Annotated in this window: 23 protein-coding genes; 11 read left to right on the plus strand and 12 right to left on the minus strand. The window is 67.3% G+C overall.

All coding sequences use genetic code 11. The features are described from left to right. Nucleotides 1-3: 3 nt before the first annotated feature. The 5 genes from pgaD to GGQ62_RS06625 all read right to left on the minus strand — a co-directional run bounded on the left by pgaD (nucleotide 4) and on the right by GGQ62_RS06625 (nucleotide 6,334). Nucleotides 4-456, minus strand: a complete 453-nt coding sequence (gene pgaD / locus GGQ62_RS06605; RefSeq protein WP_152578876.1) for a poly-beta-1,6-N-acetyl-D-glucosamine biosynthesis protein PgaD — start codon at nucleotides 454-456, stop codon at nucleotides 4-6. Next, complete coding sequence (gene pgaC / locus GGQ62_RS06610; RefSeq protein WP_152578877.1) at nucleotides 453-1,754, minus strand: poly-beta-1,6-N-acetyl-D-glucosamine synthase; 1,302 nt, start codon at nucleotides 1,752-1,754, stop codon at nucleotides 453-455. The genes pgaD and pgaC overlap by 4 nt, the downstream gene beginning before the upstream one ends. 2 nt (nucleotides 1,755-1,756) lie before the next feature. Continuing rightward, nucleotides 1,757-3,712, minus strand: coding sequence for a poly-beta-1,6-N-acetyl-D-glucosamine N-deacetylase PgaB (gene pgaB / locus GGQ62_RS06615; protein ID WP_152578878.1), 1,956 nt, complete (start codon nucleotides 3,710-3,712; stop codon nucleotides 1,757-1,759). Between the two features lie 176 nt (nucleotides 3,713-3,888). Then, complete coding sequence (locus tag GGQ62_RS06620; RefSeq protein WP_152578879.1) at nucleotides 3,889-4,902, minus strand: sensor histidine kinase; 1,014 nt, start codon at nucleotides 4,900-4,902, stop codon at nucleotides 3,889-3,891. 139 nt (nucleotides 4,903-5,041) lie between these two features. Beyond that, on the minus strand, nucleotides 5,042-6,334 hold the full coding sequence (locus GGQ62_RS06625) for an acyl-CoA dehydrogenase family protein (protein WP_152578880.1): 1,293 nt from the start codon (nucleotides 6,332-6,334) through the stop codon (nucleotides 5,042-5,044). A 180-nt stretch (nucleotides 6,335-6,514) separates the two neighbouring features. Here GGQ62_RS06625 and rpmI point away from each other — a divergent pair, with 180 nt between their 5' ends. Then, nucleotides 6,515-6,718, plus strand: coding sequence for a 50S ribosomal protein L35 (gene rpmI, locus GGQ62_RS06630; RefSeq protein WP_152578881.1), 204 nt, complete (start codon nucleotides 6,515-6,517; stop codon nucleotides 6,716-6,718). A gap of 13 nt (nucleotides 6,719-6,731) precedes the next feature. Then, nucleotides 6,732-7,103 carry a 50S ribosomal protein L20 gene (gene rplT, locus GGQ62_RS06635; RefSeq protein ID WP_152578882.1) on the plus strand — a complete coding sequence of 124 codons (372 nt, stop codon included), beginning with the start codon at nucleotides 6,732-6,734 and terminating at the stop codon, nucleotides 7,101-7,103. A gap of 57 nt (nucleotides 7,104-7,160) precedes the next feature. Here the strand turns inward: rplT and GGQ62_RS06640 are convergent, their stop codons facing one another. Further along, a complete protein-coding gene (locus tag GGQ62_RS06640; protein WP_153401461.1) occupies nucleotides 7,161-7,313 on the minus strand; it encodes a hypothetical protein in 153 nt (50 codons plus the stop codon). Nucleotides 7,314-7,465: 152 nt separating this feature from the next. On the opposite strand from GGQ62_RS06640, the gene pheS reads away from it, so the two are divergent. After that, nucleotides 7,466-8,557: a phenylalanine--tRNA ligase subunit alpha gene (gene pheS, locus GGQ62_RS06645; protein ID WP_152578883.1), complete on the plus strand. Its 1,092-nt coding sequence runs from the start codon at nucleotides 7,466-7,468 to the stop codon at nucleotides 8,555-8,557. After that, a complete protein-coding gene (gene pheT / locus GGQ62_RS06650; protein ID WP_152578884.1) occupies nucleotides 8,554-10,959 on the plus strand; it encodes a phenylalanine--tRNA ligase subunit beta in 2,406 nt (801 codons plus the stop codon). The genes pheS and pheT overlap by 4 nt, the downstream gene beginning before the upstream one ends. Before the next feature lie 52 nt (nucleotides 10,960-11,011). Here the strand turns inward: pheT and GGQ62_RS06655 are convergent, their stop codons facing one another. Beyond that, entirely contained in the window at nucleotides 11,012-11,758 is a 747-nt protein-coding gene (locus GGQ62_RS06655; protein ID WP_152578885.1) for a YiaD family glycine zipper/OmpA-like lipoprotein, read from the minus strand. A 174-nt stretch (nucleotides 11,759-11,932) separates the two neighbouring features. Here GGQ62_RS06655 and GGQ62_RS06660 point away from each other — a divergent pair, with 174 nt between their 5' ends. Then, the gene (locus GGQ62_RS06660) at nucleotides 11,933-13,252 is read left to right on the plus strand and encodes a hemolysin family protein (RefSeq protein ID WP_152578886.1); all 1,320 of its coding nucleotides are present in this window, start codon (nucleotides 11,933-11,935) and stop codon (nucleotides 13,250-13,252) included. Nucleotides 13,253-13,257: 5 nt separating this feature from the next. Here GGQ62_RS06660 and GGQ62_RS06665 read toward each other — a convergent pair whose 3' ends face one another. Together GGQ62_RS06665 and GGQ62_RS16590 are read right to left on the minus strand one after the other, a co-directional pair. Further along, nucleotides 13,258-14,976: a M28 family peptidase gene (locus GGQ62_RS06665; protein ID WP_152578887.1), complete on the minus strand. Its 1,719-nt coding sequence runs from the start codon at nucleotides 14,974-14,976 to the stop codon at nucleotides 13,258-13,260. Next, complete coding sequence (locus GGQ62_RS16590; protein ID WP_279379640.1) at nucleotides 14,973-15,107, minus strand: hypothetical protein; 135 nt, start codon at nucleotides 15,105-15,107, stop codon at nucleotides 14,973-14,975. Before GGQ62_RS16590 ends, GGQ62_RS06665 begins: the two co-directional genes overlap by 4 nt. Nucleotides 15,108-15,152: 45 nt before the next feature. Here GGQ62_RS16590 and GGQ62_RS06670 point away from each other — a divergent pair, with 45 nt between their 5' ends. Continuing rightward, complete coding sequence (locus GGQ62_RS06670; RefSeq protein WP_152578888.1) at nucleotides 15,153-15,473, plus strand: hypothetical protein; 321 nt, start codon at nucleotides 15,153-15,155, stop codon at nucleotides 15,471-15,473. Nucleotides 15,474-15,533: 60 nt separating this feature from the next. Here GGQ62_RS06670 and GGQ62_RS06675 read toward each other — a convergent pair whose 3' ends face one another. After that, nucleotides 15,534-16,604 carry a phosphotransferase family protein gene (locus GGQ62_RS06675; protein WP_152578889.1) on the minus strand — a complete coding sequence of 357 codons (1,071 nt, stop codon included), beginning with the start codon at nucleotides 16,602-16,604 and terminating at the stop codon, nucleotides 15,534-15,536. 33 nt (nucleotides 16,605-16,637) lie between these two features. Then, the gene (purD, locus tag GGQ62_RS06680; RefSeq protein WP_152578903.1) at nucleotides 16,638-17,870 is read right to left on the minus strand and encodes a phosphoribosylamine--glycine ligase; all 1,233 of its coding nucleotides are present in this window, start codon (nucleotides 17,868-17,870) and stop codon (nucleotides 16,638-16,640) included. A gap of 138 nt (nucleotides 17,871-18,008) precedes the next feature. On the opposite strand from purD, the gene xseA reads away from it, so the two are divergent. The 4 genes from xseA (at nucleotide 18,009) to GGQ62_RS06700 (ending at nucleotide 24,202) form a co-directional block, all read left to right on the plus strand. Next, on the plus strand, nucleotides 18,009-19,472 hold the full coding sequence (gene xseA / locus GGQ62_RS06685) for an exodeoxyribonuclease VII large subunit (protein ID WP_167649507.1): 1,464 nt from the start codon (nucleotides 18,009-18,011) through the stop codon (nucleotides 19,470-19,472). After that, on the plus strand, nucleotides 19,472-19,687 hold the full coding sequence (locus GGQ62_RS06690; RefSeq protein WP_152579013.1) for a DUF2093 domain-containing protein: 216 nt from the start codon (nucleotides 19,472-19,474) through the stop codon (nucleotides 19,685-19,687). Before xseA ends, GGQ62_RS06690 begins: the two co-directional genes overlap by 1 nt. Before the next feature lie 37 nt (nucleotides 19,688-19,724). Continuing rightward, a complete protein-coding gene (locus tag GGQ62_RS06695) occupies nucleotides 19,725-20,906 on the plus strand; it encodes an aspartyl/asparaginyl beta-hydroxylase domain-containing protein (RefSeq protein ID WP_167649508.1) in 1,182 nt (393 codons plus the stop codon). A 338-nt stretch (nucleotides 20,907-21,244) separates the two neighbouring features. Continuing rightward, the gene (locus GGQ62_RS06700; RefSeq protein ID WP_152579029.1) at nucleotides 21,245-24,202 is read left to right on the plus strand and encodes a TonB-dependent receptor domain-containing protein; all 2,958 of its coding nucleotides are present in this window, start codon (nucleotides 21,245-21,247) and stop codon (nucleotides 24,200-24,202) included. Nucleotides 24,203-24,316: 114 nt separating this feature from the next. On the opposite strand, the gene GGQ62_RS06705 is transcribed toward GGQ62_RS06700, so the two are convergent. Beyond that, nucleotides 24,317-25,324 (minus strand): hypothetical protein, encoded by a 1,008-nt coding sequence (locus tag GGQ62_RS06705; protein WP_152579011.1) that lies wholly within the window; start codon nucleotides 25,322-25,324, stop codon nucleotides 24,317-24,319. 123 nt (nucleotides 25,325-25,447) lie between these two features. Between GGQ62_RS06705 and GGQ62_RS06710 the strand changes: the two genes are divergently transcribed. Next, nucleotides 25,448-25,711, plus strand: a complete 264-nt coding sequence (locus GGQ62_RS06710; protein ID WP_152579010.1) for a hypothetical protein — start codon at nucleotides 25,448-25,450, stop codon at nucleotides 25,709-25,711. The last annotated feature ends 3 nt before the right edge of the window (nucleotides 25,712-25,714 follow it).

Genomic DNA, 25,714 nt, shown 5'->3' on the forward strand with positions numbered 1-25,714 from the left:
CGCTCAGGCGGCGCGCTGCCGGGCGATCGGCACGACCGGCGTCGGCACACCGATGACGATATCGGCGACGCTACCCTGCTGTGTGAAATAGACCGTCGTCAGCCGCGCGGCGCGGGCGAAGGCCAGCGATTCCGCGTCGATGCCGAAATCGGCGACTGCGGTCGCCGCCGGCGCGCGGCCGGGCCGGCGTTCGCTGCGGATTTCCACCAGGGTCCAGACCGCCCACACGCCGAGCAGCGCGACGACGATGGTGGCGGCAATGCCGGCCAGGCGGACCAGGCTTTGCCAGCCGCCCAGCCACACGACCTCCTGCGCCATGGGCAGGCCCATCAGCCAGCCGCCGACGATCACCAGCGGCATGACGAACCACGCCCAGCACAGCAGCGACAGCAGCAGCGCACCATGGCGCTGCCGCCGGCTCTGCAGGTGCGGCAGGTTGATGATCAGCGAGGTCATGCGTGCAATCCTCTGTCGCTGGCACCCCAGATGGCGGGTACGCCGCGCTTGCGCACGATCGCGCGGTATACACCCACCAGATTGGTGCTGACGCCGATGGCCCAATAGACCACCGGGTACCAGATGATCCAGAAGTAATAGCGGCCCAGCCCGCCGTTGCGTGCTTCATAGCGGGAATCGATGAACAGGCTGACGCCGAACTGGAACAGGCACGTCATGCTGAGCAGCACGCCGAACCAGCGCGGCATGAAATCCACCGCCCAGCCAAAGGGATCGGGTTCGATGATGTGGACGACCGCAGCCACCAGCGCCAGCGCCAGCAGATAGGACCAGACGACGCTGACCCAATATTCGGCCCACAGCAGCCACAGCCGCCGCGACTGCCAGCGCAGGATCTTGGGCGTATAGCGCAACATCACTTCGGCGCCGCCCTGCGCCCAGCGCGCCCGTTGCCGCCACAGGCCGCGCACGCTTTCCGGCATCAGCACCCAGCACAGGGCATTGGGTTCGAAGCGGATCCGCCAGCCGGCCAGCTGCAGCTTCCACGAAATGTCGATGTCTTCGGTCACCATGTCGGTCGACCAGTAATCGACCTGCGCCAGCGCCGTGCGGCGGAAGCCGGCGATGACGCCCGACACGGTGAAGATGCGGCCATAGGCCTGTTGCGCGCGCTTGATCATGCCGACGATGGCGGAAAATTCGCCGACCTGGATGCGGCCGAGCAAGGTGGTGCGGTTGCGCACGCGCGGGTTGCCTGTCACCGCGCCGACGCTTTCATCGGCCACGAAATGCCCGACCATCCAGGCGGTGGCCTCGGGCGCGAGCAGCGAATCGCCGTCGATGCCGATGATGATCTCGCTGTCGGACAGCATCGCGGCGGTGCGCAGCCCCATCGCCTTGCCCTGGTTGGTGGCAAGGTTGATGACGCGCATCCGCGGCGTCCGCATCGCCAGCTCGGTCAACACCGCCAGCGTGTCGTCGCGGCTGGCGTCGTTGATGGCGATGATCTCGAAGTCCGGATAGGCCTGCCGCGCCGCGAACGCGATGGTATCGCGGACATTGTCGCCTTCATTGTGGCATGGGATGACGATGGCGACGCTGGGGTATCGCGCCAGCTGCGGCAACGGGCCGAAGACATCGGGTTTGCCGCGTTCCCGGCGGATGTAGAAGATGATCGCGCCGATCATCCAGACATAGGCCATGACCAGCGGATAATAGAAGATCAGGCGCATGTCGGTCAGCAGGTCGTGCGCGACACCGCGCGCCAGATCGACGCCATCGCCCAGTAAGGCCAGCATCGTCACGGCAACGCGCCCCGGGCAAAGGCCGCCTGCACCGTGGCCAGCGGCGGCGTGTTGGTGTGGCCGTCATCGGGGTAATAGCCGAAGTGCCGTGCGCCGGCCGCCTTCAACAGCGCGACTTCGGCGCCAAAGGCCGCCCCCGGCACCGGCGTCTTGTGGCGCCAGTCGACCGACTGAAGCTCGAACACGGTGCGGTCGATGGCGCCGGGCGTCGCCGCGATCGTGGCGACCAGCGTCTTCAACCAGGCGTCGCCGTCCCCGGCTTCCTCCATCCTGGGCATCGCCTCCACGGCGACGAAGTCATAATGTTTCAGGAACACCGGCAGCGACTGGGCATACCATTCCTCGGCATCGGGCTGCAGGATCGGCCGCGAATAGATGTTGCGCGCGGTCTTGATATACGACCGATAGACGCGCACCCGCGCTGCCAGTTCGTCGGTATAATCGGCCATCAGCTCGGCCTTGTGCCGCCCCCAGGCCAGCCGCGACGCCGGTGTGGCGCGCAGCGTTTCGACATCGGTCGGCAGGCCCCAGGCCTTGCGGCCCCAGGCGAGCGCCGCGGGCGACACATCCTCGTAATCCGACAATATGCCGTCGTCGTGGAACAACACGCCGTCGAAGGCGGCATATTTGGCGAGATCCTCGTAGAGATCGCCGACCCAGCGCCGCGCCGCCGGCACGAACGGCGACAGGCGGGTATAGATGTGGCGCGGCGTCCGGGCCTTGCCGTCGCGCCATTCCTTCACATACCAGGCATCAGGCAGATCGGCCTTGAAGGCCATCATCGGCATCCAGGCATAGACTTTCACGCCGGCGCGGTTCTTCAACTGTGCCGCTGTATAGCCGAACAGGTCTTCCTTCACCGGCAGGTGGCGGTTGGGAAAGTACAGCGCATCGGCATTGCCATCGCCATCGGGGTCCGAATAGGCTTGGAGATAGACGGTGGTCGCGCCTGTTGCCGCCACCCGGGTGATCAGCGCGTCGAGGTTGCGGCGCTGCTGGACCCGGTCCGTGTCGAAGACATAATCGAGATCGACATGCATCACCCGCTGCGGCCGGTCGGCGCGCAGGGTGGTGATGATGTCGGCAAAGGCCGGCACCTCGGGATCATCGGCCATCATCAGCCGGTCGATGACCGCGAGGCTGTCGCGCGCATCATTGGCGCCATCGTTGAGCGCCAGGGTAATCGGCATGCCGGCCTTTTTCGCGGCAGCGACCGACAGCGCATTATATTCGCCGAACGGCCAGACCAGCGCGCGCGGCCGCTTGCCGGTGTGCTTGAAGATGAAGTCGCTGCTGCGTTTCATGCCGGCGGCCAGCCGCGCCGCATATTCGACATCGCTTTCATAGCGGCGGTCGGCAGGCAGGTAGCGGCGAGTGGTCACGGCGGCGCCGCGGCCGCCTTCGGGGTTCGAATCGACGCTGCGGTGCATGTCGAAGCTGTGCGAGGCGATCTCGACCAGCCCCGACGCCTGCAGTTCGCGCACCTGCTGCCAGTTCAGCACCGGCTTGACGCCGGGCACATCGGGCTTGTCGGCGCCATCCATCCAGGTGCCGATCAACGCCGCGATGGCGGGAATCCGCCGCGCCTTCAACACCGGGAACACGCGCGTGTAGAAGCTCTCGAAGCCATCGTCGAAGGTCAGCAGGATCGCCTTTGCTGGCAACACTGCCTTGCCGTCATGGGCATCGATGACCTGCTGCAGGCTGATGAAATGATAGCCATGCGCCAGCAGCCAGTCGATATGCTCCTCGAAATTGCGGTCGGCGACCGCCATCCGGTCGAACGGCGGCGTTTTCTGGCCGTGCGCCGCGATGTCGTGATAGCCAAGGACGATATAGGGCTCGGCGGCGGTGGCGGCCGACGGCATGCGCGGGGCTGCCGCGCCCGCGGCGGCAGGCATTGCCAGCGCCGCGATCAGCAGCGCCAGCCAACGGCCGAACATGATCTTCATGACAAGGAAACTCTTGGGCAGGGCGCGGCTGAGCGTGTTTAACGGCGGCGACAAAGACGGATTGCACACATTGCCATCGCCCGCATGAACGGGAACACACCGCCGCGTGAAATCCGGCTCATGCCCCTTAGGCGCGTGTCATGACGAAAATGTGGCAGTGCAGCAAAGCCGCCAGGTCAGCGGTCGAGCCGGTCCTTGCGCATGCTCAGCGTCACCACCAGCCCGCTTTCCTGCCAGTCGTAATCGAGCGACCCGCCGAGCTGGGTGGCGACGCTGCGCTGGATCATGCGGCTGCCGAAGCCGGTCATTTCGGGGATATGGTCGACATCGGGGCCACCGGTTTCGGCCCAGACAATGTGCAGCATGTCGTTTTCGGTATGACCCGAAACGTCGAGCATGCCGTCTTCCGCCGACAAGGCGCCATGCTTGACCGAATTGGTCGCCAGTTCATGAATGACCATGGCGAGGGTGTTGGCGGTCGATTCGCCGACCCCCATGCGCGGCACGGCAACCCGGATGCGCCCCGAAAAGGCACCGCTGTCGTCATAAGGCGACAGCAGCACCGACAACAGGTCGCCCAGCAGCGCCGCCGTCCCCTGTTCGCCCGGCAGCGGTCGCACCAGGTCGTGCGCACGGCCCAGCGAGCTGAGGCGCTGCATCAGCTGTTGCGTCATCTCTTCCACGCTCAATGCCGACTGGCTGCTGATCCTGGTCAAGGCGCCGGCAATGGCGAGCAGATTCTTGACACGATGGCTCATCTCGCCGGCCAGCAGCTCATTGCCTTCCTCGGCCTGCTTGCGGCCGGTGACATCGAGGAACACGCCGTACATCATCGTCTCGCCGTCCCCTGCCTCCGGCGCGTGGCCGCGCGCCGAAATCCAGCGAATGTCGTCATCGACGATGATGCGGAAATCGATCTCGAACGGGCCGGGCACCGAGCGCGTGGCGGTGAACGCAGCCCGCACCCGGTCGCGGTCGGCGGGATGGATGCGCGCCGACATGGTTTCGAAACTGACCGCCAGCGCCCAGGGAATGGCCCAAAGCTCGAAGGCGTGATCGTCCATCGCGAAACTGTCGTCGACAAGGTCCCACGACCACAGCGCGACACTGGCGGCATCGATCGCCAGCCGCAGATGCTGGGCACTCCAGACATGTTGGGAAAGCGCGCCGGCCGCTACATCGCCTTGCATTCTGTTGACCCTGTCGAATTCCCCGCAAGGCTGCCTAGCGCGGATCGTCCACTCTGGCCACCTGCATCTGAAGGCAGGACCGCGAACGGTTCGGCGAACACGGTCCCGGCCGGCGCCCAGGGCCGCAGGCGGCGATCGGCTAGGACCCCGCGAACAGCGCCCGGCGCGGCCCCAGATAGCCGAACAGGAACGCCGCCACCTTGCGCATCTGGATTTCTTCCGATCCTTCGGTGATCCGATAGCGGCGGTGGTGGCGATAGATGTGCTCGAACGGCTTGTGGCGCGAATAGCCGATGCCGCCATGCACCTGCATGGCACGGTCGGCGGCCTCGCAGACCAGCCGGTTGGCCCAATAGTTGCACATGCTGACCTTGTCGGACAATTCGCGCTCGATCGCCTTGTGCTCCATCCGGTCCATCTGCCACGCCGTCTTGCGGATCAGCAGGCGCAGCATCTCGATCTGCGTCGCCAGTTCGACGAGCGGCCACTGGATCGCCTGGTTGTCGGACAAGGGCTTGCCGAACGGCTTGCGCGAACGCGCATATTTCACCGATTCCTCGACGCAATAATGCGCCGCCCCCAGCGACGACGCCGCCTGGCGGATGCGGTTCTGGTGGACGAACGACTGGCCGATGCCCAGCCCGCGGTCGATCTGCCCCCAATAGGCGTCATGCGGCACCCAGACATTGGTGAAGCTGACGCGCGGATGGTCGGTGGGCATGTTGAAGGTCCACAGATATTCCTCCACCTTCACCCCCGGCGTCGTCGCCGGCACGATGAAGCAGGTGATCCCCGTCGCATCGCCGTCCTTGCCGCTGGTCCGCGCAAAGACCATCGCATGGGTGGCGACGTGCATGCCGGTCGACCACATCTTCTCGCCGTCGATGCGCCAGCCTTCGACACCGTCGCGGGTTTCGGGCACGGCGCGGGTTTCCATGAAGGTCGCGTCGCTGCCATGGTTGGGCTCGGTCAGCCCGAACACCGTCCGCATCGCTCCCGACATCACCGCCTCGCCATCGCGGGCATATTGTTCGGGAGTCGCGAATTCCTTGAACAGCAGGATGAAGGGATTGTTGCCGACGATCGAATGTTCGTTCTGCAGGTCGTTGTGCAAACCGAGGCCCCGCGCCGCCAGATGTTCGCGGATGACCGCCATCGCCAGGTTGCTGCCTCCCTTGCCGCCCATGCTTTCCGGCCAGGCGAAGCGGTAATGACCGGCCTTGTCGGCGACATCGCGCGCCTCGGCGAGCAGCGCCTCCCACTCATGTTTCGGCAGACCGCCGGCCTCCCAGTCCGTCCGCGCATATTCGCGGCGATGGTCGAAGAAGCGCATATTGTCGTCGCGATTCTCGATCGGCTTGATCTCGGCTTCGATGAAGGCATCGAGCTCGGCGAGATAGGCGGCCAGCTGGGGGGGAACATCGAAATCCATCGCGCGCATCCTGCCTGTTGACCGCCGAAGCGTGACCGACCGGCCGGGCGCTGGCAACATGACGGTGATGGCGGTTGCGCGCCTGCCCCCTTGCCGCTATAGCCCCGCGCTTCGCATGACCGAACCGCCCGGCTGAATGGGCTGCCGTGGCTGTTCAATGATGCGTCTTAAGGAGACGAAATGCCCAAGCTCAAGACCAAGAGCGGTGTCAAGAAGCGATTCAAGATCACCGCGACCGGCAAGATCAAGCACGGCGTCGCTGGCAAGCGTCACCGGCTGATCAGCCACAATGCCAAGTATATCCGCCAGAATCGCGGGACTTCAGTGCTGTCCGAGGCCGATACGCCCCGGGTGAAGCTCTGGGCCCCCTATGGTCTCAAGTAAGGAGGCCAGGTAAATGGCACGCGTCAAACGTGGTACGACGACTCACGCTCGTCACAAGCGGATCCTTGAACAGGCGAAGGGCTATTATGGCCGTCGCAAGAACACGATCCGTATCGCCAAGCAGGCGGTCGAAAAGGCCGGCCAATATGCGTATCGTGACCGCAAGGTCAAAAAGCGCAGCTTCCGCGCCATCTGGATCCAGCGCATCAACGCTGCGGTGCGCGAACAGGGCCTGACCTACGGCGTGTTCATGCACGGCACCAAGCTCGCCGGGATCGAAATCGACCGCAAGGTCATGGCCGACCTCGCCATGCACGAGCCCGAAGTGTTCAAGGCGATCATCGCCCAGGCACAGTCGGCACTCGACGCCAAGGTCGCCGCTTAACAGCAGCGGGCGAAAAAAGGGGCGCGGAAGGTTTTGCCTTCCGCGCCCCTTTTTTGTTCAGACCGAACCGTCGTCGGTCGGCGTGCCGCCGTCTTTGGGAGGGCGGTTCGACCGCTTCGACCAGTAAAAGGCAAAGCCGATCACCAGGACGAGGAGGACCGCGACCAACGTGAACATGTTGAGCGCGGGCAGGAGTTGGCTTCGATCCATGACGTTGCTCCAGATTGCTGCGGAAGATCGTTTCAGAAGATTGCTTCGGGGCGTGTCCGAAAAGTAACGAAGCCTGACCGGCACGGTTCCCGCCTTGCGGCAAACCACCACCCCCTTCCGTTCCGCCGGCTTCGCCGCTAGACCCCGCGCCCATGACAAGTTCCGAGACCATCGACAGCCTGCAGGCCGACCTGCTGACCCGCATCGCCGAGGCCGGATCCCCCGACGCGATCGAGGCCGTGCGGGTCGCGGCCATGGGCAAATCCGGCACGGTCACGGCCCTGCTCAAGACGCTCGGGCAGATGTCGCCGGAGGAACGCCAGACGCAGGGCCCCATCCTCAACGGCCTGCGCGAAGCGGTCACCGCTGCCCTGTCGGCACGCAAGACCGCGCTCGAGGCCGCCGCGCTCGACGCCCGCCTCGCCGCCGAACGCCAGGACATGACGCTGCCGGTCGCCGCGACGCCGGTCGGCTCGATTCATCCGGTCAGCCAGGTGATGGACGAGTTGGCCGAGATTTTCGCCGACCTGGGCTTCGCTGTCGCCACCGGGCCGGAGATCGAGGACGACTGGCACAATTTCAGCGCGCTCAACATTCCCGAAAGCCACCCGGCGCGGGCGATGCACGACACCTTCTACATCGCGCAACCGCCTGAAACCGCCGGCAAGCTGGTGCTGCGCACGCATACGTCGCCGGTGCAGATCCGCACGATGATGTCGCAGAAGCCGCCCATTCGCATCATCGCGCCGGGCCGCGTCTATCGCAGCGACAGCGACGCCACCCACACGCCGATGTTCCACCAGGTCGAAGGGCTGGTCATCGACCGCGGCACGACGCTGGCGCAACTGCGCTGGACGCTGGAAACCTTCATCAAGGCGTTCTTTGAAGTCGATGACGTGACGCTGCGCTTTCGCCCCAGCTATTTCCCCTTCACCGAACCGGGGGTGGAGGTCGATGTCGGCTATTCGTCGAAAACCGGCAAGCCTGCCGCCGGCGCCGATGCCGACAAATGGCTCGAAGTGCTCGGCAGCGGCATGGTCCATCCGCGCGTCATCGCCGCCTGCGGACTCGATCCGGAGGAATATCAGGGCTTTGCCTTCGGCGTCGGCATCGATCGGCTGGCCATGCTCAAATATGGCATGACCGACCTGCGCGCCTTTTTCGATGCCGATCTGCGCTGGCTGAAGCACCACGGCTTTTCGGCGTTCGATGTCCCCACCCTGTCTGCTGGCGTATCGTCATGAAATTCTCCCTGTCCTGGCTCAAGGAGCATCTCGACACCGATGCCGGCGTCGACGACCTGTCGGCCGCGCTGACGACACTCGGCCTCGAAGTCGAGGCGATCGACGATCCGTCGGCAAAGCTGGCAGCGTTCACCGTCGCCGAAGTGTTGAGCGCGGCGCCGCACCCGCAGGCCGACAAGCTGCAGATCCTGTCGGTGTCGACCGGCGGCGAACCGATGCAGGTCGTCTGCGGCGCGCCCAATGCCCGCGCCGGCATGAAGGGCGTGTTCGGCGCGCCGGGCACCTATGTGCCGGGCAGCGACATCACGTTGAAGGTCGCTGCCATCCGCGGCGTCGAATCGCGCGGCATGATGTGCTCGATGCGCGAGCTCGAACTGTCCGACGAGCATAATGGCATCATCGACCTGCCCGCCGACGCACCCGTGGGCGCACGCTATGTCGATTATGCCGGCCTTGCCGACCCGGTCTTCGACGTCGCGATCACGCCGAACCGGCAGGATTGCATGGGCGTGCGCGGCATCGCCCGCGACCTGGCGGCGCTCGGTCTGGGCCGCCTGAAGCCGCTCGCCGAAGCCTATCGTGTCGCCGGTTTCGACGTGCCGCGCCACGGTTCCGGCCCCGATGTCCGCACCGACGATCCGGCCGGCTGCCCGGCGTTCTTCGCCTGCACCGTCAGCGGCGTCACCAATACCGCGTCGCCCGCCTGGCTGCAGACCAAGCTGCGCGCCATCGGCCAGAAGCCCATTTCCGCGCTTGTCGACATCACCAACTTCGTCATGTTTGACCTCGGCCGGCCGCTCCACGTCTATGACCGCGCCAAACTCGACGGCGGGCTGGTGGCGCGCAAGGCGCATGCCGGCGAACAGGTGCTCGCCCTCAACGGCAAGACCTACAGCGTCGATCCGACGATGACGGTCATCGCCGACAACGCCATGGTCCATGATATCGGCGGCATCATGGGCGGCATGCACTCGGGCTGTTCCGAAAGCACCGCCGACGTGCTGATCGAATGCGCCTATTTCGACCCGGAAAGCATCGCGCTGACCGGCCAGAAGCTCACGCTCACCAGCGATGCGCGGTCCCGCTTCGAACGCGGTGTCGACCCGGCCTTCCTCGATGACGGGCTGGCCGTCGCCACGCACCTCGTGCTGGCCCTGTGCGGCGGCACGGCCAGCGCGGTGACACGCGCCGGCACGCCGCCTGTTGCCGAAAAGACCGTCCATTATCGCCCCTCGCGCGTCCTCGGCCTTGCCGGGATCGACGTGCCGGAGGACGCGCAGGCCGATATCCTGACCCGGCTCGGCTTCGGCGTGACGCGCGGCGAACGCTGGTCGGTCACGGTCCCGTCTTGGCGCCGCGACGTCGGCGTCGCCGGCGCCAGCGAGCGCTGGGATGGCGAGGCCGACCTTGTGGAGGAAGTCGTCCGCATCCATGGCCTCGACCGGGTGCTGGCGGCGCCGTTGCCGCGTGCCGAAGGCGTTGCGCGCCCGACCGCGACACCGGCGCAGAAGCTGGAGCGCAAACTGCGCCGCGCCCTTGCCGCCCGCGGGGCCGACGAGGCGGTGACCTGGAGCTTTCTGCCCCCGGCACAGGCCGACCATTTCGGCGGCGCGGCCTTCACCCTCGCCAACCCGATCTCGGCCGACATGGCGGCGATGCGGCCGTCGCTGCTCCCCGGCCTGTTGTCGGCAGCACGGCGCAACCAGGACCGCGGCGCATCTTCGGTGCGATTGTTCGAACTTGGCCAGCGCTATCTGGCCAGCGGCGAACGCTCCACGGCGGCGCTGTTGCTCGCCGGGGAAGCGCGTCCGCGCGGCTGGCAGGCGGCCTCGCTGGGCTTCGACGCCTATGACGCCAAGGCCGAAGCACTGGCAGCGCTCGCTGCCGCCGGTGCGCCCGTTGATCGCCTGACCGTTGCGGCCCCGGCGGACCCCTGGTGGCACCCCGGTCGCAGCGGCCGGCTGGTGCTCGGCAAGGCGGTGCTGGCCGACTTCGGGCTTGTCCATCCGGCGACGCTGGCACTGTTCGATCTGAAGGGCGCCGTTGCCGCCGTCGAACTCTATCTCGACGCGCTGCCGCCGCCGCGCGGCCGCAAGGCGCGCGGACCCTATGCGCCGCCGGCGCTGCAGGCGGTCACGCGCGATTTCGCCTTTGTTGCCGACGACAGCCTCGCGGCCGATGCCCTGGTCCGCGCCGCCGCCGTTGCCGACAAGGCGCTGATCACCGGCGTCCGCGTCTTCGATCGCTTCGCCGGCGAACGGCTGGGCGCCGGCAAGGTCAGCCTTGCCATCGAAGTGACGCTGCAACCGACCGCAGCGACTTTGACCGATGCCGACATCGAGGCGGTTTCGGCCAAGGTGATTGCCGCGGCCGGAAAACTGGGCGCCGCGTTGCGGGGTTGACGGCCGCAAGGGGCCTGGTCGGGCGCGGCCCGGACCAGGCCCCCGGCAAACCTCAGTTCGGGTAAGGCCGCACCGGCGTGCCGGGGCGCGGCGGCGGGTTGTTATAGCCGGGGGCACCGCCCGGGCTGCGCATGTCCTGCTCGGTCACCGGCGAGATCTTGATTTCGACGCGGCGGTTCTGGGCGCGGCCTTCGTCGGTATCGTTGCTGGCGATCGGCATCGACTTGCCGAAGCCGCGTGTCGCGATACGCTGGCGCGCGACGCCCTGGTAGGTCAGATAATCGGCGACCGACTGGGCGCGCTGTTCCGACAGGCGCTGGTTGACCGCCACCGACCCGATCGCATCGGTATGGCCCGACACATCGACGAAGGTCGACGGGAAGGACGCCAGCGTCTGTGCGACCTGGTTGAGCGCGGGGCGGAAGTCGGGCTTCACCGCCGCCGAGTTGAAGTCGAAGGTGACACCGGCGGGCAGCTTCAGGTTGATCTCGTCGCCCTGGCGCTCGACTTCGATGCCGGTGCCGGCGGTGCGGGCGCGCAATTCGCGCTCCTGCCGGTCCATGTATCCACCGATCGCGCCGCCGGCGATGGCGCCGATGCCGGTGCCGATCAGCACTTCGGCGCGGTTGTTGCGGCCGCCGAGCAGCGCCCCGAGCAAGGCACCGGCCCCGGCACCGGCCAGCGCGCCGCCACCGGCACGGCTGATCCCCTGCTGCCCGGTTTCGGGGTCGGTGACGCAGGCCGCCAGCGCCAGGCTCGACGCGGTGACCGCCAGCAGGATTCGTGTCTTGATGGGCATGGGTGCCTCCCTTTGATAGCTGACAGCGACATAGTCGCCGCGTGAAACGATCACAACGCCCCATCCCACCGCCGGGCTGAGTGGTCGATGAACGGAATCCCTTCGCGCCGGCCGCTTTTGGCCCTATGGTGACCATGAGCGGGCACTGCGGCCCCGCGCCGCGTTCCGGAGCCGATGCAGCCTTTCCCCTGGTTGGATGTCGCCATCATATTGGCGCTGATCCTGCTCAACGGTTTCTTCGCCATGTCGGAGATGGCGATCGTTTCGTCCCGCCGCCCTCGCTTGCGTGGCATGGCCACCGCCGGCCACCGCGGCGCCCGCACGGCGCTCGGCCTTGCCGAAAACCCCAGCGCCTTCCTGTCGACGGTGCAGATCGGCATCACGCTCGTCGGCATTCTCAACGGTGCCTATTCGGGGGCAACGCTGGCCCTGCCGGTCGGCCAGCGGCTGTCGGCGCTGTTCGGCTTTCGCGAGGCGCTGGCGCAGGAAATCGGCTTTGGTGTCGTCATCGTCATCACCACCTATCTGTCGCTGATCGTCGGCGAGCTCGTCCCCAAGCAGTTCGCACTGCGGTCGCCCGAAAAGCTGGCATCGGCGGTGGCGCCGGTCATGAAGATCGTGGCGCGGGTGGCGACGCCGGCGGTGTGGGCGCTCGACCGCTCGAGCGCGGCCGTGTTCAAGCTGCTCGGCCAGGCCCGCGATGGCGACAACCGCGTCACCGAGGAGGAATTGCGATCGGTGGTGCAGGAGGCGGAGACCGCCGGCGTCATCGAGGAAAGCGAGCGCCAGATGATTTCGGGAATCATGCGCCTCGCCGACCGGCGGGTGCGCGGCGTCATGACTCCGCGCGGCGCGGTCGACTGGATCGACGCCGACATGACCGAAGCCGCCATCCGCGCCCATCTCGCCGCCAGCCCGCACACCCGCCTGCCGGTGGCGCGCGGCACCGTCGACAATATCATCGGGGTCCTGCAGGCGCGCGACGTCGTCCAGGCGCTGATCGAGGGCCGGCCGCTCGACATCGCGGCGCTGGCCCGACCGGCGCCGGTCATTCCCGATGTCATCGACGCCGTCGATGCGCTGGCGGTGCTGCGCGATGCGCCGATCCCCATCGCCCTCGTCCATGACGAATATGGCCATTTCGAAGGCATCGTCACCCCCGCCGACCTACTTGCCGCCATTGCCGGCGAATTCCGCTCCGATGTCGACGATGCCAACGACCCGCCGGCAGTCGAGCGCGACGACGGGTCATGGCTGTTCTCGGGGGCGCTGCCGGCCGATGAAATGGCCGACCGGCTGGGCTTCGATCTCGCTGCCGACCGGGATTATGAAACCGTCGCCGGCTTCGTCCTCGAACATTTCCGCCACTTGCCGGAAACCGGCGAGACCTTCACGTTGAAGCGCTGGAAGTTCGAAATCGTCGACATGGACGGCCGCAAGGTCGACAAGGTGCTGGCGGTGCCGGTGCGCAGTGCACCGGGGCCGCTGGACTGACGCCGCTACCCCTTGGGCGGAAACGGCGGCACGCTCGCGGCCACCGGGTCGAGCCGCACCCAGAGCGCCAGCCCGCCGGCGACCGCCACCAGCAGCAGCGCCGCCACCGCCGCCGATCGCCGCGACACACGCGGCAGCAGCGGCCACAGCAGCAGCAAGGTCAGCGGCGCGAACACCGCCGCCACCGATGGCATGCCGGCACCGATGCCGAGCAGCACGCTGTGCGCCAGCCCGCCGAGCCACGCCAGCGCCAGGACCGCGACACCCATCGCCAGCGGCGTCGCCAGTGTCGGGCGCGATGCCGCCGCCGCCATGACGAGCGTCGCCAGCAGCAGCGGCAGGGTGAAGATCGCGCCGGCCGCGGGCAGCATGACCTGCACCGCCAGCGCGATACCCAGATTAAGCGCTGCCAGCCCCAGCCAGCCATCCCAGCGCGTCCGCCGGCGCGGCAGCAGCGCCAGCGCAACCGCCAGCCCGGCGGCGAACAGCAGCAGCGCCTGGACTTCCAGCCGCGGCAGCGCCGCCAGCCGGTCGTAATAATTTGTCTCGCCATCGGCGCCCGACAGGAGGTTGCCAAAATAGAGCAAGGCCGCCGCTGCCGCCGCGAACCCGAGCCCGTCGAGCACCCCGCCGGCCACCCCCGACCAGCGCCACTGGCCCTGCGCACGCCGCCCGGCGGCGATGGTCAGCAGCGCCGCTGCGCCGATCAACAGCCAGCCGAACGCCGGCGGCCAGGCGAAGGTGAACGCCCCGAGCACGTCGCCGAACACGACGTCGGGCGCTGCCGCTGGCAGGTCGGCCGCCGTCAGCAGCGCGCGGGTGAGGTCGAGGCCCTGCGATCCCAGATGCTGGAGCGCCCCCTGTTCCAGATTGTCAGGCGTCGCCAGCGGCGAATGGTACAGGCCGGCGCGGCCGGTGAAGGCGAGGTTGAAGCCCGGAATGCCGCGCTTCAGCGCCGCCGTGTAATCGGTCGAATTGGGCAGCAGCGAATAGAGTTTCACCGCCATCGACGTCGTCGAGGGCTGCCGCACGACATTGCGATACAAGTCGATCATCCGTCCCGCCTGGGGCCCGGTTTCGAACATGAAGGCGCGGCCGCCGCCGCCGCGGGTTTCCATGTTGACGATGGCGCCGATGCGACCGGCAAGCGGATCGCCCGTGGTGCCTTCGGCGAAAAAGCCGCGCGCGCCGACCAGCCCCAGTTCCTCGCCATCGGTCAGCAGGACGACGAGGTCGCGTGTCTGGGCTTCGCGCGGGATCGCCCGGGCGATTTCCAGCGCCGCGGCGACGCCAGCGGCATCGTCGGCCGCGCCGGGCGACGAACCGACGCTGTCGTAATGCGCCATCATCGCCACCGCCGGCGCCGCCGGGTCGCCGCCGGGGCGCAATGCGACGATATTGACCGCGCTCGCTGCATCGGCGTCGACGACACCCCATTGCCGGGCGCGCGCGACGGCCTTGGCGGGCAGCGGCACCGCGACCTGGCGCACGCTGAACCCCATCGCCCGCAGTCGTTCGGTCAGATGCGCGCGCACCACATCGTTGGCGGGTGACCCTGTCGGATGCGGCTCCCGCGCCATGGCGCGGACATCGGCCATGGCGCGCCCTGCCGAGAAGGTGTCCGCCGGTGCATCGGTGCCCAGCGGCCCCGGTGGCTGCGCGGCAACAATGCCAAGCAACATTGCCGCCACCAGCGTCACCAGCAGCGCCGCCCAAGTTTTCATCGATAATCCCCGTCGCTCCAGCGCCTTGGTAACCGCGCCGGCGGCGCATGCAATGCCATTTCGACCGGCAACACTTCGTCGGTGATCCGGCACAGCTCGTCGGCCGCCATGCAACCCGAGCGACGCGACATGGGTTGAGCATGACGAACAGGGCAGCACATCACAGGAGATATGTCATGATCAGCAAGACACTCGTGATCGCCACCATGGTGGCAGGCCTCGCAAGCAGCGGCGCCATGGCCGGTCAGCACAAGAAGTCGGCCAAGTCCGCGATGAACGACCAGCGCGCCGCAACGCGGCAGTTGAACGAGCAGCAGCTCGCATCGGCCGGCAATTACGCCAGCACGGGCTCGTCGCCGTCGGCCGCACAGGCGCCGATGTCGGGCCAGATGGGTCCGGATACGAGCCAGCCGGGTGTGATGCCGGCGCCGCAGGTGGCACCGGGCGCCGAACAGGCCCCGCCGCCGGTGACGACGCCGCCGACCACGCCGCAGTAACGCGGTCGGCGACAAGAACGGAAAGGGCGGTGCCGCAAGGCGCCGCCCTTTTTCGTCAGATCAGCGCGCGCCGCACTTTTGCGCCTGCGACCACGCCAGGTCTGCAAGCAGTTCGACGCCTTCGGCGCTTTTCTTCGCATGGGCGCTGGCGGCGGTGCCGCGGATCACCCGGCCGCGGATGCCATGGATGATGCCCGCCAGCCGAAACATGTTGTAGGCGACATAGAAATCGAGGTCGGCAATGCCGTCACGTCCGGTGCGCCTGCAATAGGCGGCGACATATTCCGCCTCCGTCGGGATGCCGAGCGCCGGGAGATCGGCACCGATCAGGCCGGTCGTCGTCGCCGGCGGCATCCGGTACATCATCAGGTGATAGCTGAAATCGGCCAGCGGATGGCCCAGCGTCGACAACTCCCAATCGAGAACAGCCAGCACCCGGGGCTCGGTCGGATGGAAGATCATGTTGTCGCAGCGATAGTCCCCATGGACGACGCTGGTTTCGTCGCCAGGCGGAATATTGGCCGGCAGCCATTCCACCAGCCTGTCCATCGACGGCACGCGCCCGGCGTCGGGGTCTTCCAGATATTGCCGCGACCAGCGGCCGATCTGGCGCGCGAAATAATTGCCGGGCTTGCCGAAATCCGACAGCCCGGCCTTTTCGATATCGATCATGTGAAGATCGGCGATGGTCTTGTTCATCGCGTCGAAATAGGCACCGCGCGTTTCGACCGTCGCTGTCGGAAAGGTCGCGTCCCAGATCACCCGGCCTTCGACGCAGTCCATGATGTAGAAGGCCGTGCCGATGACCCCGTCGTCCATGCACAGGCCGAAGGTGCGCGGCGCCGGGAACCCCTGGCCGTGGAGCGCGGTAATGACGCGATACTCGCGGTCGACGGCGTGGGCGGAGGGCAACAATATGCCCGGCGGCTTGCGGCGCAGCACATAATTCTGGCGCGGCGTCATCAACTTGTAGGTCGGGTTCGACTGGCCGCCCTTGAACTGCGCGACCGACAAGGGCCCGGCAAAGTCGGCGACATTGTCGGCCATCCACGCCGACAGCCGTGCGATGTCGATTTCCTGGCCCTGGCGGATGTCCCCGGTGCCTGAAAATTGTTGCTGACGTTCACTCATCTCCACGGCACGCACTCCCGCTTGGCCCGATCGCTATCGCTTGCCGATATCGCGCCGATAGAAGCCGCCGTGCCAGCGGATCTTTCTGATAGCCGCATAGGCGAGCGACCGTGCCTCGCCGATATCGGCGCCCAGCGCCGCGATGGTGAGCACCCGGCCGCCGGCGGCGACCAAAGTGCCGGAAGCATTGCGCCGGGTGCCGGCGTGGAAGACCTGCACACCCAGCGCCTCGGCGCCGTCGATGTTGTCGATCACCGTGCCGCTGACCGGCGTGCCGGGATAGCCCATGGCAGCATAGACGACGGCGACCGCGGTTTCGGGCGACCAGCGTGCCGTCACATCGTGCAGCCGCCCTTCGGCACAGGCGAGCAGCAGCTCGACCAGATCGCTGTCGAGCCGCAACATCAATGCCTGCGCCTCGGGATCGCCGAAGCGGCAATTATATTCGATCAGCTTGGGCCCCGATGCCGTCAGCATCAGCCCGGCATAGAGCACCCCGGTATAGGGCGTGCCGGCATCGGACAGCGCCTTCAGCGTCGGCTTGATGATCTGGGCGACCGCCTGCGACAGCAGCGCGTCGGTCAGCGCCGGCGCCGGGGAAATCACGCCCATGCCGCCGGTATTGGGGCCGGTATCATCATCGAAAGCGCGCTTGTGGTCCTGCGCCGAAGGCCAGATCGACACCGTCTTGCCGTCGGTCAGCACGAACAGGCTGGCCTCGGGGCCTTCGAGGCACTGCTCGATCACCACCGGGCCATTGATGTCGGCGAGCGCCGCCAGACCTTCCTCGTTGGTCTCGGCGATGGTGACGCCCTTGCCCGATGCCAGGCCATCGGCCTTGATGACCACCGGCAGCGGATGGACGGCGACATAATGATGCGCATCGGCAGCGCTGGCGAAGCGGCGATAGCCTGCCCCGGGAATGCCGGCGGCGCGCGCCAGGTCCTTGGTGAACCCCTTCGATCCCTCCAGCCGCGCCGCCGCCGCCGTCGGTCCGAACACCGGGATGCCCGCGCTGCGCAGTGCATCGACGACGCCCGCGACGAGCGGGCCTTCGGGGCCGACGACGACAAGGCCGATGTCGTGGTCGCGGGCATAATCCGTCACGGCGCCCGGATCGGCGATGGCAAGGTCGATGCACTCCGCCACCTGGGCGATACCGGCGTTGCCCGGCGCGCAGACGATCCGCCCGGCGCGCGGCGACTGGTGCAGTTTCCAGCACAGCGCATGTTCGCGGCCGCCGCCGCCCAGAACGAGGATGTCGATGGTTGCGGGCGTGGTCATGCAACAGGCTCATAACAGCGTCACCATCAGGGGCAAGCAACTCCGGGCCGGGCGGTGGCAGGCGGGCGACCGACGACGCCAAGCCTTTCGCGCTCCGCACTTCCATCCTATGAGACGCCGGTGAGCGAACCCCCCGGCAACACCCCTGAATATTCGGTCAGCGAGATCGCCGGCGCGCTCAAACGCACCGTCGAGACGGCGTTCGGCCAGGTCCGCGTGCGCGGCGAACTATCGGGGTTCAAGCGCCATGCCTCCGGCCATTGGTATGGCACGTTGAAGGACGATCGCGCCTGCATCGACCTCGTCATGTTCAAGGGCAGCGCCGCGACGCTGGTGTTCCGCCCCGAAGACGGGCTGGAAGTCATCGCCATCGGCAAGCTGACGACCTTTCCGGGCCGGTCCAAATACCAGATCATCGTCGATCGCATGGAACCCGCCGGCGTCGGCGCCCTTCTCGCACAGATCGAGGCGCGCCGGTTGAAGCTGGCCGCAGAAGGGCTGTTCGACCCCGCCCGCAAGCGCGCCCTGCCCTTCATTCCGCAGGTCATCGGCGTCGTCACCTCGCCGACCGGCGCCGTCATCCGCGACATCCTCCACCGCCTCGCCGACCGGTTTCCGCGCCATGTCCTCGTCTGGCCGGTGGCGGTGCAGGGCGAGACCGCGGCCGCCCAGGTCGCCGCCGCCGTGCGCGGCTTCAACGCCATTGCCGGCGGCGGCCGCGTGCCCCGCCCCGACCTGATCATCGTCGCCCGCGGCGGCGGCTCGATCGAGGACCTCGCCGCCTTCAACGAGGAAATCGTCGTCCGCGCCGTTGCCGACAGCGTCATCCCCGTCATCAGCGCCGTCGGCCATGAAACCGACACGACCCTGGTTGATTTCGCGTCGGACTGGCGCGCCCCCACCCCCACCGCCGCCGCCGAGCGGGCGGTACCGGTGCGCGCCGAACTGACCGCCGCGGTCGCCATGGCCGCTGCCCGCCTCGATCGCGCCATGGCGCGACTCGTCGACCTGCGCCGCGAGCGCGCCGCCGCCACCGCGCGCCGCCTGCCCGCGCCGCGCACGCTGCTGGCCTTGCCGACACAGCGCGCCGACGAACTGTCGGACCGACTGCCGCGCGGGCTGCGCACCACTGCGGCGCATTGGCGCACCCGTGCGGAACGCGCCGGCGCGGCGCTGCGCCCGGCCATGCTCGGCGCCCGCCGCGACCGGGCGGCGGCGGCGCTGCACACCGCCGGCCTGCGGCTCGATCGCGCCGCCCGCGGACTTGTGGCACGAGATGCGGCGCAACTGGCGGCGCGCGCCGCGCGACTGCGCCCGCTGTTGCTGACCACCACCACGGCGCGGGCCCGGGCCCGTGTCGATCAGGCCGGGCGGCTGCTGGCGTCACTCGGCCCGGACCAGGTGCTGGCGCGCGGCTATGCGCTGGTCTTCGCCGCCGACGGCACGCTCGTCGCCAGCGCTGACCGTGCCCGCACACAAAGCCGCTTGACGATCCGCTTCGCCGATGGCGAAACTCTCGCCACGCCCGGCAATGCGGGGCCCAAGCCGATCAAGGCCCCGCCGCCGCAAGGAAGTCTGTTCTGATGCTCGATTCGCTCGGTCGCCCCGCTCGCCTGCGCTACCTGTCCGGCAGCTACCAGGTGCTTGCCCCGGGGGACTTCGTCACCTGCGCCGTCACCGGCCGGCGCATTCCGCTGCCGGCGTTGCGCTATTGGAGCCACGAGTTCCAGGAAGCCTATGCCGATGCGGTGGTCGCCACCAACCGCTTCGCCGAGATGCAGGCAAAGGGCCGCATTTGAAGGCAGCCGCCGCTTCGTTTCGGCCGGCGTGCGGCCGTTGACCGACGACGCCGCCGGCCTCAACGCCGCCGGGCTGCGCGCGCTGTCCCAGGGGCAGGTCGCCTCTGCCGTCGCGCTGTTGCGCCGCGCCGTCGTCGCCGATCCCGCGTCGCCACTGCTGTTCTACAATCTCGCTACCGCCCTTCACGCCGCCGGCGACGCCGCGTCGCACGAAACCGCGGTCGATGAGGCGCTGACCCGCGACCCCTATTTCGCCCATGCCCTGCTCGCCAAGGCGCGGCTGCTCGAAACGCGCGGGGACGGCGTCGGCGCGATCACCCATTACCAGCGCCTGATCGCGGCGCTCGACCCGGCGGCGCCGATGGGGCCCGGATTCGCGGCTGGTGTCGCCCATGCCCGCGCCGTGCTGCAGGCCGCCAATGACGCGCTCGAAGTGCGGCTCGAAACGGTGCTCGGGGACCGGCTCGACGCCGAATCGCCGCAGGCGACCGAGCGCTTTCGGCACGCCGTGGAAATCGGCTTGGGCCGGCGCCGCATCTACCACCCACAGCCGCTTGTCCTGGCTTATCCCTATCTGCCCCCGGTGCAGTTCTTCGACCGCGCCCATTTCCCCTGGCTGTCGCAGCTGGAAGCGGCGACCCCCGTCATCCGCGCCGAACTCCAGGCGCTGCTGGCGGCGGGCGATGCAGGGTTCGCCCCCTACGTCGCCTATCCGCCCGGGGCGCCGGTCAACCAATGGGCGACGCTCAACCACAGCGATGCCTGGGCGGCACAGTTCCTCATCCAGCACGGGATCCCCAACGCGGCGATCCGCGCACGCTGCCCGCGAACGGCGGCGCTGCTCGATACGCTGCCGCTGTTCGACCTGCCCGGTCGCGGCCCGGTGGCGTTCTTTTCGCTGCTGAAACCCCACACCCATATTCCGCCGCACACCGGCGCGACCAACATCCGGACGATCGTGCACCTGCCGCTGATCGTTCCGGAACTGTGCGGCTTTCGGGTCGGCAACGACAGCCGCCCCTGGGTGGAGGGCCAAGCCTTTGCCTTCGACGACTCGATCGAGCACGAGGCACGCAACGGCTCCGACAAGCTCCGCGCCGTGCTCATCATCGACACCTGGAACCCCTATCTGACGCCGGTGGAGCGGGACCTTTTGCGCGATTACGTCGCTGTCCTCGATGCCCAGGGCCGCAGCATGGCGACGTTCGGCGCCGGCTGAGGCCCGTGGCAGCCGTTCACGCCGAATTAAGCCTTCGCCGCATGCAGCGGATGTTGCCGCAGCGCAACACTTTGGCGGCGAATAGCGCGTTCATGTGACGATCGCTTTACAACTCCCCTTAGAATCAGGGAAACATCATCCCAGCTACAACGGCTGAAGCGATGCGCTGCTGAGGGGCAGGGTGAAATCAAGGTGAGGAAGGCGGGCTTCGGCACGCGCTGAGTTGCTGCGATCGTCGCATCATCAATTTTCTTGAAAAGGATCCCACTGTGATTGTTGCGAAGACCTCGCTCAACCGGGCTGCCCTGAAGGGTGGCGTCGCCACGCTCGCCATCGCGATGCTGGCCATGCCCGCCGCGGCCTACGCCCAGAGCACCACCGGCAGCACGACGACGGCCGCAGCGGCCGCCGACGAAGACGCCGCGATCGTCGTCACCGGTTCGCTGATCCGCAACCCCAACCTCGTCTCTGCAGCGCCGGTCATCGTGACCACCGCCGAAACCATCCAGCTGCGCGCGTCGAACGTCGCCGAAGAAGTTCTGCGTGACATTCCGGGCGTCGTCCCCAGCATCGGTTCGGCCGTCAACAACGGCAACGGCGGCGCTTCGTACGTCGATCTTCGCGGTATCGGTTCGATCCGCAACATCGTCCTGCTCGATGGCAACCGTATCGCGCCGTCGGGCCTCGCCGGCCGCGTCGACTTGAACAACATCCCGCTGGCACTCGTCGAGCGCGTCGACTCGCTGACCGGTGCGGCCGTGACCACCTATGGCGCCGACGCCATCTCGGGTGTCGTCAACTTCGTAACCAAGCAGGATTTCTCGGGCATCGACCTGCAGCTCGGCACCAGCCTGACCGAACAGGGCGACGGCCAGACCGTCCGCGCCGATCTCACCATCGGTGGCAACTTCGATGGCGGCCGCGGTAACGCCGTGCTGTCGGTCGGCTACCAGAAGGCCGATCCGGTCTATCAGGGCGCACGCGAATTCTCCGCCAACAACGTCGATTCGTTCACCGGCGCTGCCGGCGGTTCGGGCACGGCCATCCCGTCGCGCTTCACCGGCGTCCGCCCGATCGACGCCACGACCGGCCTGCCCAGCACCAACCCCGCGGTTGCCAACGGCAACCTGCAGCTCGATCCGACCACCGGCACGGCACGCGCGCTGTTCGCGCCGTTCAACTTCAACCCGGCCAACATCTTCCAGACGCCGTTCGAGCGTTTCAACATGTACGCCCAGGCCAAGTACGACGTTTCGGACCACCTCGAAGTCTATGCACGCGGCCTGTTCTCGAAGAACACCGTCAACACCGTCATCGCTGCATCGGGTGTCTTCGGTTCGCCGGTCACGATCAACCTGAACAACCCGTATCTGCCCGCCGGCCTGCGCAACCAGTTCTGCGCCGCCAACGTCGGCAGCACCACGGCCTATCAGGCGCGCTTCACGCCGGCGCAGTGCGCCGCCGCCGCGACCGCGACCGGCCCGACGGATCCGAACTACCGCACGGTGGAAACGGCGCTCGCGCGTCGTACGACCGAGCTGGGTCCGCGTATCTCCGAATATACCACGACGATCTTCGATTACCGCGCCGGTGTGCGCGGTGCGATCACCGACTCGATCGACTATGACCTGTCGGGTGGCTACGGCGAATCGGAGAACCGTCAGGCGCTCCAGGGCTATGTGCTGACTTCGAAGGCGCGCAACACGCTGCTCGCCAACAACACCACCAACTGCATCAGCTCCGATCCCGGCTGCGTTCCGGTCAACTGGTTCGGCCCCGCCGGCTCGATCTCGCCGGCACAGGCTGCCTATCTGACCGCGGAAAGCAGCACGGTCATCAAGACGTCGCTGGCCCAGGCCCGCGCCCTGATCTCGGGGGACATCGGCATCGCTCTGCCGTCGGCGACCGACGCGATCGGTTTCGCCATCGGTGGTGAATATCGCAAGTACACCGCCTCGCAGCGCGCCGACTCGCTCGCCAAGACGCCAGGCGAGCTGGGTGGTGCCGGTGGTGCCGCTCCGGACATCAACGGCGGCTATGACGTCAAGGAAGTCTATGGCGAGTTGATCGCACCGCTGGTCCAGGACAAGCCCTTCTTCGAAAACCTGACTCTGGAAGCCGGTGCGCGCTATTCGGACTACAAGGTCGATGCCCCGGGCAACCCCAGCTACGACACCTTCACCTGGAAGGCCGGCGGCACCTGGGAAATGGTGCAGGGCTTCAAGGTTCGCGGCAACTACAGCCGCGCTGTCCGCGCTCCGAACATCGGTGAACTGTTCACGCCCGTCACGACCGGCCTGACCAACCTCAGCGTCGATCCTTGCGCCGGTGCCAACCCGGTCACCAACACCGCACTGCGGACGGTCTGCCTTGCACAGGGCGCTCCGGCCACGTCGATCGGCGGCATCCAGCAGCCGACGGCCGGCCAGGCCAACCTGACCACCGGTGGCAACCTCAACCTGCAGCCGGAAACGGCCAACACCTGGACCGTCGGTGCAGTGTTCCAGCCGTCGTTCGCGCCGGGCCTTGCCATCACGGCCGATTACTACAACATCACCGTGAAGGACGCCGTGTCGTCGCCGCTGCCGGGTGACATCGTCGCCGCCTGCTTCGGTGCGCCGCCGTACACCAGCCCCAACGCCAACAGCGCGGCGTGCCAGGCCATCGGGCGCAACCCGGCCAGCGGCGGTCTCGACGGCGATCCGTCGACCACCCGCGGTCTGTTCGCCGTGCAGTCGAACCTGGGTCGCATCCAGACCGACGGTCTCGACGTGACGGCGTTCTACTCGCGCGACATCGGCTTTGCGAAGCTGGGTCTGACGGGGAACTTCAACTACACCTTCAGCTCGACCTTCAACGCCGATGTCACCTCGCCGACCGGCTTTGCACGTGAGTGCGTTGGCTATTACTCGGTCAACTGCTCGTTCACCGGGTCGATCCAGCCGAAGTGGCAGTCGTCGCTGCGCACCACGCTGGGCTTCAACACCTTCGACGTGTCGCTGCTGTGGCGCCACATCGACAAGGTGCAGCAGGAGCCGCTCGACGCGGTTGAGCAGGATCCCCTGTTCGGCAGCTTCGGTCGCATCCCGTCGTACAACTACTTCGATCTGACCGGTCGCTTCACCATCGTCGAGAACATCGCGCTCATCCTGACCGTGACCAACCTCGGCGACAAGAAGCCCCCGCTCGTCGGTTCGTCGGCTGGTTCGACCAGCTTCAACAGCGGCAACACCTATCCGTCGACCTACGACGCGCTGGGCCGCCGTTATGCTGCCCAGATCAACGTCCGCTTCTAAGCGAACGCCACATCGGCAAAGGAAAGGGCGGGTCGCAAGACCCGCCCTTTTCTGTTTATGGAAAGCTCATCGTATCCGGTGGCAGAGCATCCGTCCTTCGGGATCCGCCCTGCCTCAGCGCAGCAACGGCTGCGGCAGCTCCATCGGCACGCCGGCACTCGCGGCCACCGCTTCGGTCCAGACCACCACCTTGTCGATCTCGTCGGCATGGCCGCTCGTGCCCTGGACCTGCTCGTCGACGCGCTGCGCTGCACCGAACGCCCCGCCGAATTTTGAATGGCGGGTAAAGGCCGGCCCCTGCGCGATCTCCGCCGCATCGAGCGTCACGCCGAACAGCGTCGCCAACGCCGCCAACGTGGCCACCGGGTCCGTCATCAACCGCTCGGAATCGGCGGTTCGGACCCTGTCGCCGAACGTTTCGGCCATCCGCGCGAACAGTGCATGCTGCGCCAGCCAGCCGATGGCCGCCGCCTGCAAATCGGTCTGGCCCAGATAATCCTCCCCCGTGAAGCCGAAGGGATGCAGCCCTTCGCGCAGCTGCTTGACCAGCAGGTCACGCACCCACAACCGCCCGGTCATGCCCTTGCGCGCGATCGACGCCAGATACACGCGCAGCGGCGCGTACAGCAGCAGCGCGCGCGCCGCGGGCCGCATCGTCATCATCCCCGGCGCCAGGCCGTTGGTGACATTGGAGGGCTTGACGATCACGGCTTCGCCGGCGCCCAGCGGCCGCGCCAGCAGCGTCAGCCCGGCATCGAGAACCGGCGCGATCTGCGCAGCCGAGCCGCCGCGATGCTGCCAGCCGACAAGGTCGTTGAGCAGCACCGGCTCCTTGATCCCCATCGCCGCGCCCGGAACATCGAAGGCGCGCGCGAGAACGGTCGAACAGCAAAAGGCCGAATGAAAGATGAAGTGCAAAGGCCCCGTTGCCGGCGCCGCCGCCAGCGCATCCGAACGCCGCACCGCCGTCGGCACTGCCACCCCCAGATAATCGTCGGTCAGGAAGGTCGCGGCGCGATGGTCGTCACGCGACAACCGCCGGAACTGAAAGGCATCATGACCGGGGTCATAGCGGTGGGCAAACCACAGGGGGTCGCGCACGATGGCAGCGGGACTTGTCATCGGCGCATTTGGCCACCCTGTTCCATCGGCGCAACCCCGGCCGATCGTTACGGCGCGTTCACCTCTTGCCGATACCGACTGCCGCTGATATTTTGCGCCGCAACATCATCCGAGGAAACCATCATGCGCCTGATCGTCACCCTCTCGTTCCTGTCTCTGCTTGCCGCAAGTGCCGCCACAGCGCAGACCCCGGCCCCGGTGGTCGCCGGCGCCACGACCGACAAGAACCAGGAGATCGTCTGCCGCAAGGAAAAGGAAACCGGCAGCCTGGTGAAGTCGAAGAAGACCTGCCACAGCCGCGCCCAATGGGCCTATATAGACGACGTCAACCAGAACCAGACGCGCACCATGGCCGATGAGATGCGCACCCGCTCCGGCGGCAACTGAGGC

Origin of the sequence: Polymorphobacter fuscus (genome assembly GCF_011927825.1) — a bacterium.
GTDB classification, from domain to species: Bacteria; Pseudomonadota; Alphaproteobacteria; order Sphingomonadales; family Sphingomonadaceae; genus Sandarakinorhabdus; species Sandarakinorhabdus fusca.